Raw genomic sequence first — 18,987 nt, forward strand, 5'->3', positions numbered from 1 at the left:
TAGGGAAATACAAGAAAAAAGCCTCCAAAGTTGAGTGAGACTTCCTCGTTTGTTAACTTGCTAATAATTTTTCTGTGACAATGTCAGGTTTTTCTGGTTTACTAAATAAAAAACCTTGTACCCAATCACACCCTTCTCCCCTTAACCATTCCACTTGCTCTTGTTTTTCTACCCCTTCCATTAAAACTCTTAAATTCATATTATGACCTAGCTGAATCATTGAGCGAACAATCGCTTCTTGAGGTTTATTCCCTAATAAATTTTGTAAAAAAGAACGATCAATTTTTAACATTTCTAATGGTAGTTCGTTTAAATGCTGAAATGACGAATAGCCTGTTCCAAAATCATCTAATGCTATTTTTACTCCCATCTTCTTGAGTGAAGTTAATTTTTCAATTGTCGCTTTCGTATACGCAATTGCCGAAGACTCTGTTATTTCTAATTCTAAAAAATTAGGATCAATTCCCGTTTCTTTAATAATTTGCTCCACGTCACTAATAAACGTTTCCTGAGTAAATTGTAATGGAGAGATATTAACCGCCATTAAAACAGGATGAACTTTCATTTTATTCCATTCCGTCCATTGTAAACAAGCTTGCCTTAATACCCAATCACCTAAATCATAAATTAAACCAACTTCTTCAACAATCGGAATAAATTCAGCTGGAGAAACATTGCCAAACTCACAACTTTTCCATCTTAACAAAGCCTCCGTACCGGTTATTTTTTCCGTATTTAAGTCTATTTTTGTTTGGTAAACGAGATGAAATTCATTGCCTTCTAAGGCTGTATGCAAAAGTTCTTCCATTAAAAGCCTGCGCCGTACTTCCTTTTCGATTCCTGAATTAAAAACAGAGATTTGGTTCTTTCCAGTTTTTTTTGCGTCATACATCGCCAAATCAGCAATCCGAATTAGTTCATCCGCAGACGTCAGATCGTCAGAAAAAAAGCTTATTCCACCACTCAAGGTCACTCTAACTCTTTGATTGGCCACCCCAAAAGGAACTTTTACTTGCTGAATACATTCAGAAGCTATCTGTTCAATGTCCATAACTCGTTCATCAAAAACAATAATTACAAACTCATCGCCACCTATTCGACCTACGATATCCTGTTCTGTAACTACCTTCTTAAACCGCTCAGAAAGTTGTATTAACAATTGGTCACCTGCAAGATGACCTAATGAATCATTCGTAAACTTTAACCGCTCAATATCTAAAAAAAGACAAGCTATTTTTCGATTATGGCATATCGCTCCATTAATTTTTTCGGCAATAAAATGGCGGTTCGGCAATTTTGTTAAATCATCATGAAAATCTATATAACATATTTCTGCTTCCATTTTTTTAGTAACCGTCACATCTCGAAAAAACCATAAATAGGACAGCTCTTTATCATTCTGAAGAACTTGTTTCGAAACCTCAAAGGTGATTTCTGTTACATGAACGGATCTTAAATTAAGTTCAAATGATGGTTTTACTTTAATTAGATCCAATTCCGAACTTAATTCTTTCAAATAATCAATGGATGGTAGTCCAACCTTTTTTAATATTTTTCCGAATGCCGTGTTTGCATGAAGTAGTTTTCCTTTTTCCGTTGTAATAACAATCCCATGCTCAAATGAATTTAATAACTGCCATTGTAAATAATCCATTTGCTTTTGTACTCTTGGAACGAAAAAAAACTTTAGAGACAGGGTAAAAAGGAGAACAACAATCGTACAAATGATTAATGTTAATTGAACCGTTCCAAATAAAATGGAATAGCTTATCCATAAAGGATAATCTATAGGAAGCAAATAGGAAATAAATACGATACAGATATTATAATTGTCAAATATATGTTCAAAGTGCTCCATACCATCACCTATTCGCCAATTTTCTCAAAAATTCTACTTTATTTTTAAGATACCATAATAGGTCTTTATTCACACTATTTTTTTATCATTCTCTCGAATTTTAATCGATTCAATTTCCCAAGCAATCATATTAATCATCTTAGAGCTATTTAGAATATAAAACCCTTTCTTATACAACCTTTGACTCCATTAATTGTTTCCCAAAAAAGAACTAATATTGATTAAACAGCTTGAATACATTCCACTATTGTGATAATTTTCTTATTGTGACTAGTAAATTATTCCCGTTATAAAAGATAGATAAACTTTTCCGGACATGGAACATTGTTTATCTAGCATAACTAGATTAATTATGAACAGACTGGAACAGAATCTACTAGTTCCATAGGGCACTTTCTAACGTTGTACAGAATGTGCTTTTTTGTTACGAATGCTTGAACGATCATTACAAATAAAAAGTCATCGAAGGAGTTACCAATGCAAACACTAAAAGATGTACAAGCCCTTTTTCCTAGTGAAAATGGGAACGCAGAAACACGAAATAAAATGAATCAATTATTAAGTCAAATCCTCTATGAAATGGATAACCTTAAAGACCCTAATAAATCAACTCTAGGGGAACCAATACATAAGGGTGAAGATTTTTACCGCCAGATAACAAATCAAGCCAAAATTCCTATGGAAGGCCAAAGTTATGAACAACTCTTGAATGAACTCGTTCATCTTATGAAAGGACACCCTTACCATACGAACCGTTTTTTAACAAACGTCTTACCTATGGCAAGTATTCCAGGCTTAATTGGACAATTCACCGCCTCTTTATTAAATGGTAATAATCTCTGGGATGTTTATGGGCCAGCTGGAGCCCAAGCGGAAACAGAAGTGATCTCCATTATGTCTCAGCTTGCAGGCTATGATCATCAACAAAGTTGGGGCTATACAACTTGGGGAGGTCAAGGAGCCGTATTTACAAGTTTAAGAATCGCGATTTCTAAACATGCTCCTTTTGCAATGGAGGTTGGTGTTCCACAAAATTTATATTGTTTTTCTTCTGAACAAGCACACTATAGCCTGATAAAGTCAGCTGAAGCAACTGGATTAGGAAGAAGTCATGTTATTAAAGTAAAAACAAAAGACGACCATTCATTAGATGAACAAGACTTAGCCAAAAAAATGAATGATGTCATTAAAAATGGTGGGATTCCGATTTATGTGGTCGCAACAACTGGAACGACCGACAACTTTGCCATTGATAATATAAAAACGATTAAACAGACTGTAGACACAATAACAAGTGAACATGAGCTTTCACCTGTTCATCTTCATGCAGACTCAGCCCTTGGAGGATTTTATTGTGTATTTAATCATTATGACTTTGAAAACAACCCACTCCAATTTGAAAAAACGGTTCTCGAAGGCTTGTTAAAAATCAAAGAACGAATGCAGTATCTTTCAATGGCTGATAGCTTATGCTTTGATTTTCAAAAACTTGGCCAAACTCCGTATGTAACGAGTCTATTTCTAGTCAAACAACAAAATGATTTAAAACTAATCGATTTAGAAGCAGAAGAATCTCCTTATGTTGGAGATAGAGGCTATGGGCATTACCATACAAGCTATACGTTAGAATGTTCTAGAATGGCAAGCTCGATTTCAATTTTAGCTGCTTTAAAAATGTTTGGAGTTGAAGGATACCAACAGTTGCTCGCAAATTACGTACGTGTCAATCTTGTCTTTCGGCAAAAACTTTCCGAAACGTTTTCAAATATACATGTGACAAACAAAAAAAATATTGGACCTGTAACGGCTTTTAGACTTTATTTAAACGGAACAAACTGGGCTCAAGAACAAAATGGTGAGCTAACAAAAGAACAAATTTTAGCTACCAATAAGATAAATGAAGAACTCTTTGAATACTTCGGTGAAAAGCGTTCAGAAATTTTCTTAGGAGATACGAAGAAATTTGACTTAGTGCCTGTTTCTAATGGTGAGAAACTTTACCCTATTTATGTTTCAAAATTATTTAGTATTTCACCTTATACAGAGACAAAACATTTAGATGAAGTGATTCAGTTTATCCAAAAAGCAGTCGAAACAGTTGCTATCGCGGAGGCACAACCATGTTAAAAAACGCTTCTTTATTCAAAAAGACCCTTTTAAGTATTCTACTACCCATGGTGATAATGACGCTTGCGTTTAGTGGATTTATTTATGTCTTTTCAACCTATTTAGTAGATAATCACATTATTCCTAGTTTCGAGAACCAATTAGTTGTTGAAATCGAATTACTCCAACGCGACATTACACCTGAATTGATTGAGTTAGCAAAAGAAGGAAACCCAACTGCGATAAATGAATTACAAACAACACTTGATAGCTTCCAAATAACAATGGGGATAGAAAATGCCTATGTTCTCACCAAGCAAGGAGAAGAAGAATATATCCTCTCTCTAAGTGGTTTTAATTATTATATGGAAGAATATTCCTTCACTAATGAAATGATTGACTCCATTAACGGGCAGCCTCAATCAAGTGAAATTTACACAGATGAATTCGGAACTTTTATGTCCTACTTTGCTCCAGTAGGCGATGGACAAACAATTTATGGGATTGATAAAGACGCTACTTTTATCGATAATTTAATTAATAACATTTTGATTATCTCCATGGTTTTATTAATCTTAACGATTACAATTGGTATTTTAACCTCTTACATCATTACTCGTAAGCTAACGAAACCAATCCAAGACATCTCTTTATATGCGAGCGAAATCGCTCAAGGTAAATTAGCTCTTAAACCGCTTGACTTTAATCGGGAAGATGAAATAGGTCAATTAGCACAACACTTTAATAAAATGGTTAAAGATTTAAATATTATGATTCATACAATTGATGATAAGGCAACTCATGTCGCAGCTACATCAGAGGAATTATCAGCCAGTTCTGAGGAAGCAAGTCAAAATATTAGTCAAGTTGCGGAAACGATTCAACAGATTGCCCTTTCAACGACAGACCATCAAGAAAGAATGGAAGACTTAAATAAAAGCACGTCTGGTTTGGCTTCTAATATGGAACAAGTGACCGTTGAAATTGGAGAAACATTCACTTTATCTGAGGAAGCGGCCACATCCGCAAATTTAGGCTTTACATCCATTGACCATGTCATCAAGCAAATGAAAGAAATTGATCATAATGTTTCCCAGTCCGCATCAGTTATCACAAAATTACAAGAAGACATTCATGCGATTAATGAGATTGTGACGATTATTACAGGGATTGCTGAACAGACGAATTTACTTGCTCTTAATGCATCGATTGAAGCGGCTAGAGCTGGTGAGAATGGGAAAGGGTTTGCTGTCGTCGCTGCTGAAGTTCGTAAATTAGCGGAAGCCTCAGGCCAAGCAGCCACAAAAATCCATAACAAAGTCGGTGTTATCCAAGAGCAATCATTTTTGTCTGTTGAAATTATGACAAATGCTTATAGTGCTGTTCAAGATGGACAAACCTCTGTCAATGAAGCACATACAGCTTTTGCGAAAATTACTGACAAAGCTGAACACTCTTCAGAAAAAATGAAGCTTGTCCAAAAATCAATTGAACAAATGTATCAATCGCTCCAAACTAACGCCAACACCATTCACGCACTGACAGATATCTCAAATCAAGTCTCAAGTAGCATTCAAAGTGTATCTGCTACAAGTGAAGAACAAACAGCTAGTATGGAAGAAGTATTTGCTGCCAGTGAAACTCTTTCATCTATGGCAGAAGAATTAAGACAAGCCATTAAAGAGTTTGAGTTGTAGAAGAAAAAAAGACACTTTGGAGATTTTTATCCAAAGTGCCTTTTTCCTTTATACGTGCTTAATAACAGCTTCCTCAGCTCTTTTTTGGGCAATTTTATCTAACCTTGCTTGAACTTCCGCTTCGCTTAAATCATGCTCTGTGATGTAACGATTTCTTGGGTGCTCTCGACATTCATCCGAGCAACCACGCATATAAAAATGCTCATTTTCTTCTGAGATTAATATTTGTTTATTACACTCAGGGTTTGCGCAATTAACATAACGTTCACACGGAGTTCCATCGAAATGGTCTTTTCCTACAATTACATGCTCAACCTGGTTTACTGGTACGCTAATCCGTTGGTCAAATACATATAATTGCCCATCCCATAACTTCCCTTTTACTTCTGGGTCTTTTCCATAAGTCACAATCCCACCATGCAGCTGACTCACATCTTCAAACCCTTCTTTACGCAACCAACCAGAAAACTTCTCACAACGTACACCGCCTGTACAATAGGTTAAAATCTTCTTCCCTTCAAACTGGTCCTTATTCTCTTGAATCCAGTCTGGAAGTTCTTTAAATGTGTGGATTTCCGGACGCACGGCCCCACGGAAATGACCTAAATCATATTCGTAGTCATTACGTGCATCAATCACCACCGTGTCCTCTTCTTGCATCGCCTCATAAAATTCTGTGGGACTTAAATACTTCCCTGTTAATTTTAACGGATCCACATCGTCTTCTAAACGAAGCGTTACTAATTCTGGACGATAACGAACGTGCATTTTCTTAAACGCATGCTCTTCTTCTTCATCCACTTTAAACACAATTCCGCTGAAACGAGGATCATTTTCTAAGTACGCTTTATATGCATCTGTTTGCTCAACAGTACCAGATACCGTCCCATTTATCCCCTCATCCGCTACTAAAACACGACCTTTTAACCCTAAGTCTTTACAAAATTTCAAGTGCTCTGCAGCATATTCTTCTGCTTTTTCGATATTTGTATAAAAATAATACAATAATACACGAATTGGTTTGTTACTCATTGCTTTCCTCCTACTGAAAATCATCGTGTTATTTTCTCTGCCTATTTGTGCTTCTCTTTGTACTATGACGTACAAATAAGGCGCTGATAGTAGCACCTCGCCAAAAAAATTTAAGCCAACATCGCATCCAAGCGCAGATTGGTGCTCTGTTTTTGTATAAAATATACCTATCTATTTAAACAAATTTTGTCTTAAAAATCAACCTCAGACCTACTCAGATTCATTTCCAATTTTTAACCAATAATCTTTTACTTTTTATTGAAAAATGTCATATGCGTTTTTTCCTCTTGATAATAACGTAGTCTCTCATCTAGTGTACCTGTATGGAATTCAAATTTATCTTTTTCCGACAGAAGACTCCTACTTCAAGGAATTTGCAGCGCATCGCCCCAATGAGTAAGTGGGAAATGAATGTCGGTTGGCCATAGCCAAAGTGACGTGGCTTCCTCTCTCTTTTTCACATTCTGCGTCATATCAGCTTCCTTACGACGTGGCTCCCTCTCTTCTTTTCACATTTCACGTCGTATCAGCTTTCCTTTGATGCGGGCCTCTCATTCATCTTACCAAGCTTAAACAAGTTTACTTCTAATTTTATACACAGGAAAAACGATGAATCATTTTACTTAACTCATCGCTTTCCCTTTTATATATTTTGTTTTGCCTTCCTCGATAATCTCCTCACCATTACTCTTTTAATTAACCTTTAGCTATTCTGCATTTCAGTCTTTCCTATCACTTTGACAAGCTTATTGACAGAACTAAATAAAGCTTTGACAGAAGATGTCATGATGTCAGGGTCAACCCCACAACCCCAATACACTTGATTGTCTTTTGCTGTTACTCCAACATAGGATACCGCTCGAGATTCTGATCCTGATTCCAGTGCATGTTCCTTATAAATTAAATTCGTATATTCAATGCCTAAATGGACTTGCAAAGCTTGGCTAATCGCATCGAGACGCCCATTTCCAGTTGCTTCTAATACTCGCTCAACTCCATTTTCACGCACATGGACAATCGTTTTATAATCATCAAAATTCATGAATTTATAACCAAGGAATTCGATTGGACTTGAGATATTAACGTAATTTTCAGTAAAGATATCATAAATTTGAGCTGGCTGTAATTCTTGGTGGTTTTTATCCGAAACATCTTTTACCGCATACCCAAAGCTCTCACGCATTTCGAGCGGTAATTCTAATCCATAATGTTGTTTCAGAATATAACCAATTCCACCTTTCCCCGACTGACTGTTTATTCGGATAATGTCCCCTTCGTATTCCCGACCAATATCCTTTGGATCGATTAATAAATAAGGGACACTCCATTTTGATTCTGGTTTCTCTTCTTTAAAGTTCATTCCTTTTGCTATTGCATCTTGGTGTGAGCCTGAAAAAGCGGTAAAAACAAGCTCTCCTCCGTATGGATGCCTTTGCGGAACTTGCATTCTCGTTAGTCGTTCATAAACCTTTTTAATTTCAGGAAGTTTCTCGAAGTTAAGTTTTGGATCAATGCCGTGTGAGTACATGTTAAGAGCTAGTGTAACAATATCAACATTTCCTGTTCTCTCCCCATTACCAAACAAAGTCCCTTCCACTCTCTTTGCTCCAGCAAGCATCCCTAACTCTGCATCGGCAACTCCTGTTCCACGATCATTATGTGGGTGCAGTGATACGATAATGTTATCGCCATAATGAAGACGGTCGATCATATATTCAATTTGACTCGCGTACACATGAGGCATCGACATTGAAACAGTTGCCGGAAGATTGATGATCACTTTATTATCTTCAGACGGTTGCCACACATCAAGCACTCGATTGCAAATGTCTAAAGCAAACTCCATTTCCGTTCCTGTGAAACTTTCTGGAGAATATTGAAACTGGAAATTCCCCTCCGTTTTCTCTGCATATTCTTGGACCAGCTTTGCACCAGATACCGCGATTTTTATAATTTCTTCCTCTGATTTTCTAAACACCTGCTCCCTTTGAGCAACAGATGTAGAATTATATAAGTGAACAACGGCTTTTTTCGCTCCACGTAAAGCTTCAAATGTTTTTTCGATAATATGATCACGTGATTGCGTCAACACCTGAATCGTAACATCAGCTGGAATTAAATTTTGTTCAATTAACGCTCTTAGAAAAGCGTATTCCGTTTCAGATGCCGCTGGGAATCCAACCTCAATTTCTTTAAACCCAACATCTACAAGAAGCTGGAAGTATTCTAATTTTTCTTCTAAACTCATCGGAATGATCAATGCCTGATTCCCATCTCGTAAGTCGACGCTACACCAAGTGGGTGGTGCATCAATATATTCTTTTTCCATCCACTTCGTACTTTTGACAGGAGGAGTAAAATATCCCCTTTCGTATTTACTCACATTCTTCATGTTCAAACACTCCCTTAAAAATTTTTATATTTTTTAAAATTAAAAAGCCCTCCGTCTCTACATAAAGAGACGAAAGACTTTGACATCCTACGCGGTACCACTCTCATTCACACAAATAACGTGTGCACTTGGTTAGATAAAGGATACTCTCCCCTTACCTCCTATATTAACGGTTAGGCTCCGTCTTCACTTACTCATTGTTCAGTGAAGCTACTTCAAGGCGAGTTCAGAATTAATGACGACTGTTTTGCACCAACCAACAGCTCTCTTGACGTTTATAATCCCTACTATTCCTCTTCCATGTATTTATGAAATATTTTGAATAGTGTACTATAGATTTTCAGAAGATTCAATACCGAATGAAAAAATATTTAAAAATTCTAATAATATGTTTCTATTATATTATTTTCAAATACTTTTTAGACCATCATTTTATCGACACGATATTAGTTAGAATAAGATTCGAATAGCCACTTTGTTAATCTCATCATAATGCCTTCCTAATCTATTAAATTATTTATTCCTTCTTTTTTCCTGCCATTCCTGCTCTAAAATCGCCATTTCCCACAGACTCCAAAACTCTTGTCCAACAAACTGACATTCACGCTTTAACCCTTCTTTTTTAAAACCTGCTTTTTCATAAACCGCAATCGCTCTTTTATTAAAATCAAAGACACCAAGCTCAATCCGATGAAGAGCTAATTCAGCAAAAGCAATCTCTAAAATAGCATTTATTAAATAAGTACTTAAACCAAGTCCTCTATATTCCGGAGCAATGAACACTTTCCCGATTCTTGCGGAACGATTCCTACGATTAACCCGCCCTAAAGAAATATGACCAATCACTTCTCCATTTGTCTTTGAATGAACATTATATATGTATGTGGTCGCACTTGCTGTATTTGCCCCTTCGCAATAGTTCTTTATCTGTTCTTCTGTTAAAGGATACGAAAATTGAGAGCCACTCCATTGAATCAAAAATGCCTCCGTTGGAATCCAATTGATTAACCTCTGATAATCTTTTTCTTGAAAATATGATAATTGCACCATCTAAATCCTCCTCCCCTTTATTTTTTACCATCATCTTATCACTAAATTAATTGAAAACTTGAACTTTTCTTTGATTTTTTTTATAATGAAAATATCTAATATGAACGGAGGTGGGAAAAAATGTGTAATCAAGCTGTTTGTGTGCATGATGGAATGACTAAATTTATGCTCGTTTGTCGTGCCAAATTTGCTGTTTTAGTTGTGGACGGGAGAGATCTGTCCTTTTTAGCAACTAAATAGCTTTACACACTCAGCGAAAACACCTTTTTACCCATCATATGGATAGAAATTATTATGGGAAGGGCTATAAGCAGCTCTTCTTTTTTATTTTCATTTCTATTTTTATTAGGCGATCGAGGTTCGTTTCTCGATCGCCTTTTTGTGTTTATTTTTAGGAAATCTCTATTAAGAATACTCGGTAGACTTCTGATCAAGATTGGAGCAGTTAGGTGACTTGTCCATGACAATCATAAGGGATTTCTAAGGCCACTGAAAAAAGGTCTACTCATTAAAATATAGTTACATTAGTTAGCCTACTCCGCCAGCTCCATACCCTACGCGTTCCGCGGGTGAACCGGGAGCCTCCTCGCTCATCGCTGCGGGGTCTCCCGTGTTTCACTTTTCCCGCAGGAGTCTTCGGGTATTACACTGGCTCCGTTTTGGTTAATGAAAAAAGAGAGCCCATCATTTTAGGATTAAGCTCCTTCTCATTTAATCATAGAACTTACTTCTTCAGTGACTTCAGTATTTTATGTCTACTTGCGGAGTAGCTCAAACAGCAACTTCTTTTAACAAACCGACTTTAAGCTAGGAGGAATTAAAATGATATTATGTCAGGTTAAAGATATTACAAAAGATTACGGAGGCCACTTAATTTTTGAAAAGCTTTCACTTGAAATCAAAACAGGCGAAAAAATCGGTCTTGTCGGTCGAAATGGCAGTGGAAAAAGCACACTAATGAAAATCATCGCCAAGGTCGAAACAAGTGATAGTGGTCAAATCCATGTCCAAAAAAACAGTCAAGTCGGCTATTTATCACAAGGACAAACAACTGTATTTGCTGGCACTGCTCGAGATTTTTTATTAACAGCCTTTTCTGCCCTGATTCAAATGGAAAAGAAAATACGAAAATTAGAGACTGAAATGCCTCACCATTCCGATAAAGATTTAGAGAAACTCATGCAAGAATACGGCGAACTTCAAGAACAGTTTTCCCATTTAGGCGGTTATGAAATCGAAGCAAATATTGAGCAGGTTGCTGCAGGATTAAAAGCTTCCCATCTTCTCGACCAACCTTTTTCGAACCTTAGTGGTGGAGAACAAACGAAGATCGAATTAGCAAGAGCTTTATTAATAAAACCCGACTTACTTTTGCTTGATGAACCGACAAATCATTTGGATTTAAATGCGATTGAGTGGCTTACACATTTTTTACAAAACTATCCAGGCACATTTATGGTCATCTCGCATGACCGTTACTTTTTAGATGAAACAGTTAAGAGGATTATCGATTTAGAAGATGGAGAACTTCACAATTATTTGACAAACTACAGTGGGTTTGTCAAAGAAAAAGAAGAACGATTATTACATGAATTCCAAGCCTACCAAGAGCAACAGAAAAAAATCAAAAAAATGAAGGAAGCCATTAAAAGGCTACGCGAATGGGCCAATCAGGCGAATCCGCCCAATGAAGGATTACACAAGCGGGCAAGAAATATGGAAAGAGCTTTAGAAAGAATGGAAAAATTAAATCGCCCAACCTTAAACCATAAAAAAATGAACCTCGACTTTCAAGCCGCTAATCGCAGTGGCAAGGATGTTTTGTCGATAAAAGATTTAAGAAAAGGCTATGATGGACGCGAGCTATTTTCAGATGTCAATATGCATATCCAATACCAAGAACGAGTGGCTCTTATCGGAGAAAACGGCACAGGTAAATCCACCTTACTTAAACTAATTCTCGGGCAGGAAACAGCAGATATCGGGGAAATAAAACGAGGAAGTAATATAAAGATTGGGTACCTTTCGCAAAAGCTTTATTCTGAACAAACAAAAAGAACAGTCATTGAAGAATTTCGTGAACATGAGATGTCAACAGAAGGTGAGGCCCGCCATATTTTAGCTCAATTTCTCTTTTACGGTCATCGTGTCTTCAACCAAATTTCATCTTTAAGTGGCGGGGAAAAAATGCGGCTTCGACTCGCGATTTTAATGCAACAAAATGTAAATTTGTTTGTCCTAGATGAACCAACGAACCACCTCGATATCGAATCACGCGAAGTATTAGAGGACACCTTAGAAAATTACAATGGTACCATTTTAGCCGTTTCACACGATCGCTACTTCCTCAATAAGCTTTTTACGAAGATTTATTGGCTTGAAAACAAAAGCCTCTATTCAATTAACGGTGATTACGAATGGGCCAAACAAAAGATGGCAGAAATTCGTTTACAGTATTTATCAAAAAAAGAACAACCGACTAAGCAAGATGCACAGTTCAAACCTAAAAGAGAAAAAAAGACAAAAGCAATAGATTTCGAAAAAGAGGTTTTTTTACTTGAAGAACAAATCGCGAACATAGATGAACAACTCAAAACTGAAGCAGATCTTTCCACTTTACAAGAGCTTTATCAAAAAAAAGAACAATTAGAATTAAAATGGGAGCAATTAGTAGAAGAAATTCAATAACTAGATGAGGAGAAAACAATGAAAATAACTTTTAAACATACATTTGAATTAGGAGAAATCATTTTTGAAAATGAATTATTTTCGCATTATCACTTTGCGAAAGTTAAAATCATATATGACGCCAATTTTATTGAGTTTAAAATGATGCCATCGCTGGAACAATTTATCGTGACAGAAACATATTTAAAAGAGTTCCACCAGAAGAATAAACAGGAACATGTCAAATTTTGCTTTCCAGAAAATGCGGTTCTTTCAAAAGAGATCAACGAGTATTGGCAGCAAACGGACTATTCATTAGCTAAACGTGAGCTCTATCAAATAAGGGCAGCCGATTTTGCTGGAAGAACCTCTACCAACAGCATTACCGTTGAACAAGTTAACGAGCATAACTTAGAAGATTTTCTAACTTTACATTACCGGTTTAACTCTGAATATGGAGATGAATTTGCTACGGGGAAAAATCAAGTGTTAAAAGAGCAATGGGAGCAGGAGCCTTTCACTTTTTACCTTGGCTATTTTGAGGGCAAGCCAGCAGGCTTTATCAATGCGATTCAAACAAAAAACGTGATCGAAATTGAAAATCTTCATGTCGTTGACGATTATCAAAAAAGAGGTATCGGCCATCAATTGCAAATGGCGGTCATGAAGCAATTTCCTGATGAGACGGTAATCCTTATTGCTGATGGAGATGATACCCCGCGTGAAATGTACCAAAAACAAGGCTATCAATATGTAGGTTTCATGTATGAAGTATTGAAAACATGTGATAGGTAAAAAACAGGCGTAAAAGCTATCCTAAAAGCTCTGATTGGAGCTTTTAGGATTTTTGATTGCCTTACTCACTTGAAATCCAATTTTCCATTACTTATCTATCTTAACTAAACGTTAAAAAGAGCCATCCTATCAGGTTGTTTAAAAACCTCATGGAACAGCTCCTCGACTTTTGTTATTGCCTCAAATTAAATGGCTCTGATCTCATCAACGAGTTTTTGTAACGCGTCGGTTTGATTGCCTGAGCGCATTTTTTCTTTCATGAGCCTTTCTTTTTGGCTAATCATCTCTAAATGCTCAAGTAAGGACTCCTTCGTCAAATCTTCCTCTTCTAATGTTAACGAATATCCTTTTGATTGGAATGACTTTGCATTTAATATTTGATCCCCTCGACTTTGGGCCTTACTTAATGGAATAATGACCATTGGAATTTCTAAAGCTAAAAATTCAAAGATCGCGTTAGAACCTCCTCTTGTAATCACCAAATCCGTCGTCGCTAAAATATCGGATAATTCCTCATGAACATATTCAAATTGTTTGTAACCAGTTTTCCCCAACAGACTCTCATCCAAATTATTCTTTCCACATAAATGAACAATTTGATAACGTTTAGTTAACTCTTCAATGTTGTCACGAACCGCTTCGTTAATCTTTCTTGCTCCAAGGCTGCCACCCATAATTAAAAGCACTGGAAGCTGGCTATGAAACTCAAGCCATTTTCTTCCTCTTTCCCTAGAACCACTTAATATTTCTTTCCGAATTGGAGAGCCAATCGCTTCCGTTTTCTCTTCTGGCAAATATTTTTTCGTCTCATCAAATGACGTAAAAATTTTCGTCGCAAACCGTTGCGAAATTTTATTTGCAAGCCCTGGTGTTAAATCACTTTCATGAATATAAATCGGAATTTTCAACGTAGAAGCCGCTACAATAACAGGTACAGAAACAAAGCCACCTTTTGAAAAGACTAAATCCGGCTTAATTTTCTTTAAAACGCGCCTGGCATCCACACAGCCTTTCACCACTCGAAAAATATCCTTCACATTTTCAAAATCAATATAACGCCTTAGCTTGCCGCTACTAATCGCATGATAAGGAATTCCTGCTTTTTCCGCAAGCTCCTTTTCAATTCCATTTCTAGAGCCGATATAATCAATTTGAAAATCGCCACCACGTATTTCATTTATAATAGCTAAGTTTGGCGTCACATGTCCTGCCGTTCCTCCACCTGTAAAAACGATCTTTTTCATAATTCCTCCTAGGTTAAACTGATATCAATATAATTATAATAAGAATTTTAGACAATGAAATCACTTACTAATATCACTTCAGTCAACGTCTGTCGTTTAAATGAAAGTAATTGCAATTCTGTATGTATTGTATCACTAAACAATTCCCTTGCTAAGATTGTTTCTTAACAATTTTATTATATTTGTGTATCGACTTTTGCTTGGGATTTTGGCAACTTAAGTCTTACCTTGCTCTCACTCACCCGCTCTTGCTTATATTGTCTCCACCCATACTTCAAATTTTTCTTTTAATACTTGAATCTGTTCTTGATTGGCAGCGACTACCTCACAACCACGATCATCATAGATAAAAAAGATGAGGTTCTGTGACTTGTTTATTAAAAAGATATCTGGATAATAAGCTTGCCCTTTTCGATTAAATTGTGGATGCAAAGGAAAGTCTTCATGAGCAGTGGCTTTCATTAATTGAGCCCAATTAAAATCTACTCGACTACATTTCAACATAAGCTGAGAAATATAATAAAAAGGCTCATCATCCTCTAATATATAAGGCATTTCCATTTGTATGAGCTTATTCTTTAATTTATTATTCTTTAAAAATCGATCATAAATATGGGGATGTGCCGGCTGCTGCCTTTGATCATTAAGTAAATATAAATTACTTACTAAAAAAAGCTCATCTGTTTCACTAAATAACTCATTAAAAATAGCAGCTGTTTGCTGATAAACAGCTTCAAACCTTGACATATTCAGTTCCCCATCATCTGTAAACTGATAAATTTGATCTCCTAATTCAATATGAAGACCATGCTTGGCTTGATTCAATAAACTCGGTCTCAATTGTAATTGCGGAAATGTTGTACGCAAATACTTTTGTAATTCGTTCATTTTTTCCCTCTTTCTACTTTAAAAAGCTTTTCACCTTTATTTTAACAAATAAAAAGTCCCGCCCTTATACTAAACTTACTCTAATTTCTTGCTCTAATTACCATTCTATCTTTCTTTTCCCTTCCTTTATATTCTATCGAAAAATAATAGTTCCACAAAAAAAGTTCTGAAATATCTGACTTATTATTGTACACACGGTAAAGACATCATGTAAAATAATGGGTAGTGTGGTACTTCGCTTTTTATTAAAGGAGGATCTTTTATGTTATCAAAAGCACTGGTGGAAGATTTAATAACAGCCGCTTTAAGTACTGGCGGCGATTTTGCCGAGATTTTTGTGGAAGACCGATTTAATACCAATATCGCTCTAGTTGGCGGTAAAGTGGAAACAAGTATAGTTGGGAAAGACTATGGAATTGGCATTCGGATTTTAAAAGGGTTACAGAGTGTTTATGCTTATACAAATGAACATGAGCGCGACAAATTACTTGCTGTCACCCTCGAAGCCGCTGCCGCTATTACTGGAACACCTAATGAAATCACTCTTAATCTAACAAAACAATCGATTGAAAATCACCATCCAATTATTCATATTCCGCGAGAAATTCCAAAAGGTAACAAGATTGAGAAAATGAAAGAAATCTATCACGCTGCCAAAGGGTTTAATGAGCTCATTTCACAAGTATCGGTTGGCTATAATGATGAGGATCAACATGTTTTAATTGCGAACTCTGAAGGAACATATGTGGAAGACCGACGTATTCGCACACGCCTTAATGCCCAAACGGTTGCCTCACGTGGTACAGAAATGCAAACGGGTTTTTACGGGCCTGGAGCTCACAAAGGTTTTGAATTCCTAGAAGAAATTAACCTGAAATATTATGGCGAGGAAGCCGCTCGAATTGCGGTGACAATGTTAAATGCTAAAGAATGTCCAAGTGGAAAATTTCCAGTTATCATTGATAATGAATTTGGTGGGGTTATTTTCCACGAGGCATGTGGACATGGCCTTGAGGCGACCTCTGTCGCGAAAAATAACTCGGTTTTTGCCAATCGAATCGGTGAGAGAGTCGCTCCTGAAATCGTTACCTATCTTGATGATGGCACGCTACCAAATGAATGGGGCTCTGCCAATATTGATGATGAAGGCGAAAAATCTCGTAAAAACGTCCTCATTGAAAATGGGATTTTGAAAGGTTATTTGATTGACAAACTTGGGGCTCGTCGAATGAAAATGGATTCCACTGGCTCTAGTAGACGAGAATCTTACAAGTTCGCTCCTACTTCGCGGATGACCAATACATTTATCGCTCCAGGAAAATCGACTCATGATGAGATTATTGCCAACACCGAATTCGGCATTTATGCCAAATATATGGGTGGTGGTTCCGTTAACCCTGCGACTGGTGACTATAATTTTGCCGTCAATGAAGGCTATATCGTCCGAAATGGGAAAATTGCCGAGCCTGTTCGAGGAGCTACTTTAATTGGGAATGGACCGAAAACATTACAAAAAGTCGACATGGTCGGCGATAAATTAGCCCACGGTCAAGGTATGTGCGGGGCGTCAAGTGGTTCGATTCCCGCAAATGTTGGTCAACCAATGATTCGTGTTAGTGAAATCACAGTTGGCGGAAGGGGGAATGAATAATGGATATCATTGCATTTAAGGACCAGCTATTCAAAGTAGGAACCGCTAAAGGCTTTACGGATATGGAAATTTATTATCAATCCACGCAACGCTTTAATACGCAAGTTTTTAAAGGAGAAATTGATGCCTATCAAATCGCCGTAGAAGGTGGGCTCTCCTTTCGAGGGTTAATAAACAACAAGATGGGCTACTCTTATACGGAAAAAGTCGATGAATCCGAAATCGATTTTCTTATTACAGAAGCAGCAGATAACGCAGCTGTCATTGAAGATGAAGAGCCTGAAGAATTGTTTCCTGGTTCGGAGTCTTATGCGGATGTGGTCTTCTTTTCCGATGAGCTTGCAAAGGTCGAGGCTGAAGAGAAAATAAATGTTTTAAAAGAAGCAGAAGCGGAGTGTTACGCGTTAAGCGATAAAGTTCACAGTATCAACTATTGTATCCTTGAATCACGTGATGGGGTAACATTTATCGCCAACACAAAAGGACTTGAAAAGCAGGAAAAACGCAATTTTATCTACATCGTCTTATCTGCTGTCGTCAAATCAGGTGAAGAATTCAAAAGCGCGATGAAATATTGGGTTACAGATGATTTCGCTAGCTTTTCACCAAAAGAAATGGCAAAGGAAGTTGTCGATGAAGCCCTTAGTTTTATGAATGCCTCATCAATTAAGAGTAAAAACTATCCGATCATTTTAAGAAACTCGGCTGCTGCTTCTTTATTACAAACGTTCTCTTCTAGTTTTTCAGCTGAAAATGTTCGAAAAGGCAAATCGATGCTTGCTGGGAAATTAAATGAAGCGATTGGAGCAACAAACATTACAATTATTGATGACCCTCATTATAAAGCTGGAGCCGCCAGTCAAAGCTTTGATGGCGAAGGAGTGGCCACTCATAAATTAAAAGTCGTCGAGCAAGGGGTGTTAAAGACATACCTTCATAATTTAAAAAGTGCTCGTAAGGACGGGGTAAAATCAACCGGACACGCCTTTAAACCTTCTTATAAGGGAACGATTTCCATCTCTCCTTCTAATATGTATATTGAGCCAGGAGATAAGTCTTTAAATGAGCTAATCAAGACAGAAGATGAAGCCCTATTCATTACTGACTTACAAGGTCTTCATTCAGGAGCTGATCCAATCTCAGGCGACTTCTCATTGGCAGCTAATGGTTACTTAGTTAAAAATGGTGCCATCACTCGTCCAGTCGATCAAATTACTGTTGCTGGTAACTTCTTTGACCTGTTAAATCAAGTCGAAACAATTGCCGATGATGTTCATTTTAGCATCATGGGAACCGGTTACCTTGGATCACCAAGCCTGAAGATTACGAAACTCTCTGTTGGTGGAGAATAAAGTCCCACTCTACTTTAATTAATTATTCACTAAAATTAGGTAAGGACTGTCACTTTGGCAGTCCTTTGCTGTTTACAAATAATCCTCTTACCCTTCATATTATTAACCTGTTGACATATAGGGTTAACAATACTACTATGATATTGTTAACTATTATTTTATAAGAGTTAACAATATGATTCTACCTAAAACTCTCTTAATAGTTACTTAAGCAAAAAAGATTTATATTCATAGTTTTTACATTTAATAAAATCA

At 36.7% G+C, this 18,987-nt stretch carries 13 protein-coding genes, 1 pseudogene and 1 other annotated feature; of the genes and pseudogenes, 7 read left to right on the forward strand and 7 right to left on the reverse strand.

The genetic code is table 11. The annotated features are described in order from the left end of the window. Positions 1-52: 52 nt before the first annotated feature. Positions 53-1,858 carry an EAL domain-containing protein gene (locus AA0017_RS12605; protein WP_413374843.1) on the reverse strand — a complete coding sequence of 602 codons (1,806 nt, stop codon included), beginning with the start codon at positions 1,856-1,858 and terminating at the stop codon, positions 53-55. A gap of 477 nt (positions 1,859-2,335) precedes the next feature. On the opposite strand from AA0017_RS12605, the gene AA0017_RS12610 reads away from it, so the two are divergent. Both AA0017_RS12610 and AA0017_RS12615 read left to right on the forward strand, forming a co-directional pair. Then, entirely contained in the window at positions 2,336-3,985 is a 1,650-nt protein-coding gene (locus tag AA0017_RS12610; RefSeq protein ID WP_413374845.1) for a pyridoxal phosphate-dependent decarboxylase family protein, read from the forward strand. Beyond that, positions 3,979-5,661: a methyl-accepting chemotaxis protein gene (locus AA0017_RS12615; protein ID WP_413374847.1), complete on the forward strand. Its 1,683-nt coding sequence runs from the start codon at positions 3,979-3,981 to the stop codon at positions 5,659-5,661. The genes AA0017_RS12610 and AA0017_RS12615 overlap by 7 nt, the downstream gene beginning before the upstream one ends. A gap of 48 nt (positions 5,662-5,709) precedes the next feature. Here AA0017_RS12615 and AA0017_RS12620 read toward each other — a convergent pair whose 3' ends face one another. From AA0017_RS12620 to AA0017_RS12635, 4 genes and pseudogenes are all read right to left on the reverse strand, one after another. Further along, entirely contained in the window at positions 5,710-6,693 is a 984-nt protein-coding gene (locus AA0017_RS12620) for a rhodanese-related sulfurtransferase (RefSeq protein WP_413374849.1), read from the reverse strand. A gap of 248 nt (positions 6,694-6,941) precedes the next feature. Next, positions 6,942-7,031, reverse strand: a pseudogene (locus AA0017_RS12625) (metallothiol transferase FosB); the annotation flags it as partial. A gap of 365 nt (positions 7,032-7,396) precedes the next feature. After that, positions 7,397-9,085, reverse strand: a complete 1,689-nt coding sequence (locus tag AA0017_RS12630; protein ID WP_413374851.1) for a 2-isopropylmalate synthase — start codon at positions 9,083-9,085, stop codon at positions 7,397-7,399. Between the two features lie 62 nt (positions 9,086-9,147). Continuing rightward, positions 9,148-9,395: a binding site (T-box leader), on the reverse strand. Positions 9,396-9,598: 203 nt separating this feature from the next. After that, positions 9,599-10,135, reverse strand: a complete 537-nt coding sequence (locus tag AA0017_RS12635) for a GNAT family N-acetyltransferase (RefSeq protein WP_413374853.1) — start codon at positions 10,133-10,135, stop codon at positions 9,599-9,601. A gap of 120 nt (positions 10,136-10,255) precedes the next feature. On the opposite strand from AA0017_RS12635, the gene AA0017_RS12640 reads away from it, so the two are divergent. The 3 genes from AA0017_RS12640 (at position 10,256) to AA0017_RS12650 (ending at position 13,597) form a co-directional block, all read left to right on the forward strand. Continuing rightward, positions 10,256-10,375, forward strand: coding sequence for an RAxF-45 family protein (locus tag AA0017_RS12640; RefSeq protein WP_326938300.1), 120 nt, complete (start codon positions 10,256-10,258; stop codon positions 10,373-10,375). Between the two features lie 582 nt (positions 10,376-10,957). Further along, on the forward strand, positions 10,958-12,823 hold the full coding sequence (gene abc-f, locus AA0017_RS12645) for a ribosomal protection-like ABC-F family protein (RefSeq protein WP_413374855.1): 1,866 nt from the start codon (positions 10,958-10,960) through the stop codon (positions 12,821-12,823). Between the two features lie 18 nt (positions 12,824-12,841). After that, positions 12,842-13,597: a GNAT family N-acetyltransferase gene (locus AA0017_RS12650; protein ID WP_413374857.1), complete on the forward strand. Its 756-nt coding sequence runs from the start codon at positions 12,842-12,844 to the stop codon at positions 13,595-13,597. A gap of 185 nt (positions 13,598-13,782) precedes the next feature. On the opposite strand, the gene AA0017_RS12655 is transcribed toward AA0017_RS12650, so the two are convergent. Further along, the gene (locus tag AA0017_RS12655) at positions 13,783-14,841 is read right to left on the reverse strand and encodes an undecaprenyldiphospho-muramoylpentapeptide beta-N-acetylglucosaminyltransferase (protein ID WP_413374859.1); all 1,059 of its coding nucleotides are present in this window, start codon (positions 14,839-14,841) and stop codon (positions 13,783-13,785) included. Positions 14,842-15,093: 252 nt separating this feature from the next. Continuing rightward, entirely contained in the window at positions 15,094-15,729 is a 636-nt protein-coding gene (locus tag AA0017_RS12660) for a DUF3885 domain-containing protein (protein WP_413374861.1), read from the reverse strand. A gap of 262 nt (positions 15,730-15,991) precedes the next feature. On the opposite strand from AA0017_RS12660, the gene AA0017_RS12665 reads away from it, so the two are divergent. Further along, complete coding sequence (locus tag AA0017_RS12665) at positions 15,992-17,380, forward strand: TldD/PmbA family protein (protein WP_413374863.1); 1,389 nt, start codon at positions 15,992-15,994, stop codon at positions 17,378-17,380. Beyond that, complete coding sequence (locus tag AA0017_RS12670; protein WP_413374865.1) at positions 17,380-18,732, forward strand: TldD/PmbA family protein; 1,353 nt, start codon at positions 17,380-17,382, stop codon at positions 18,730-18,732. Before AA0017_RS12665 ends, AA0017_RS12670 begins: the two co-directional genes overlap by 1 nt. The last annotated feature ends 255 nt before the right edge of the window (positions 18,733-18,987 follow it).

The sequence above is a fragment of the Alkalihalobacillus phoenicis genome (genome assembly GCF_047302405.1).
In the GTDB taxonomy this organism is placed as follows: domain Bacteria; phylum Bacillota; class Bacilli; order Bacillales; family Bacillaceae_D; genus Alkalihalobacillus.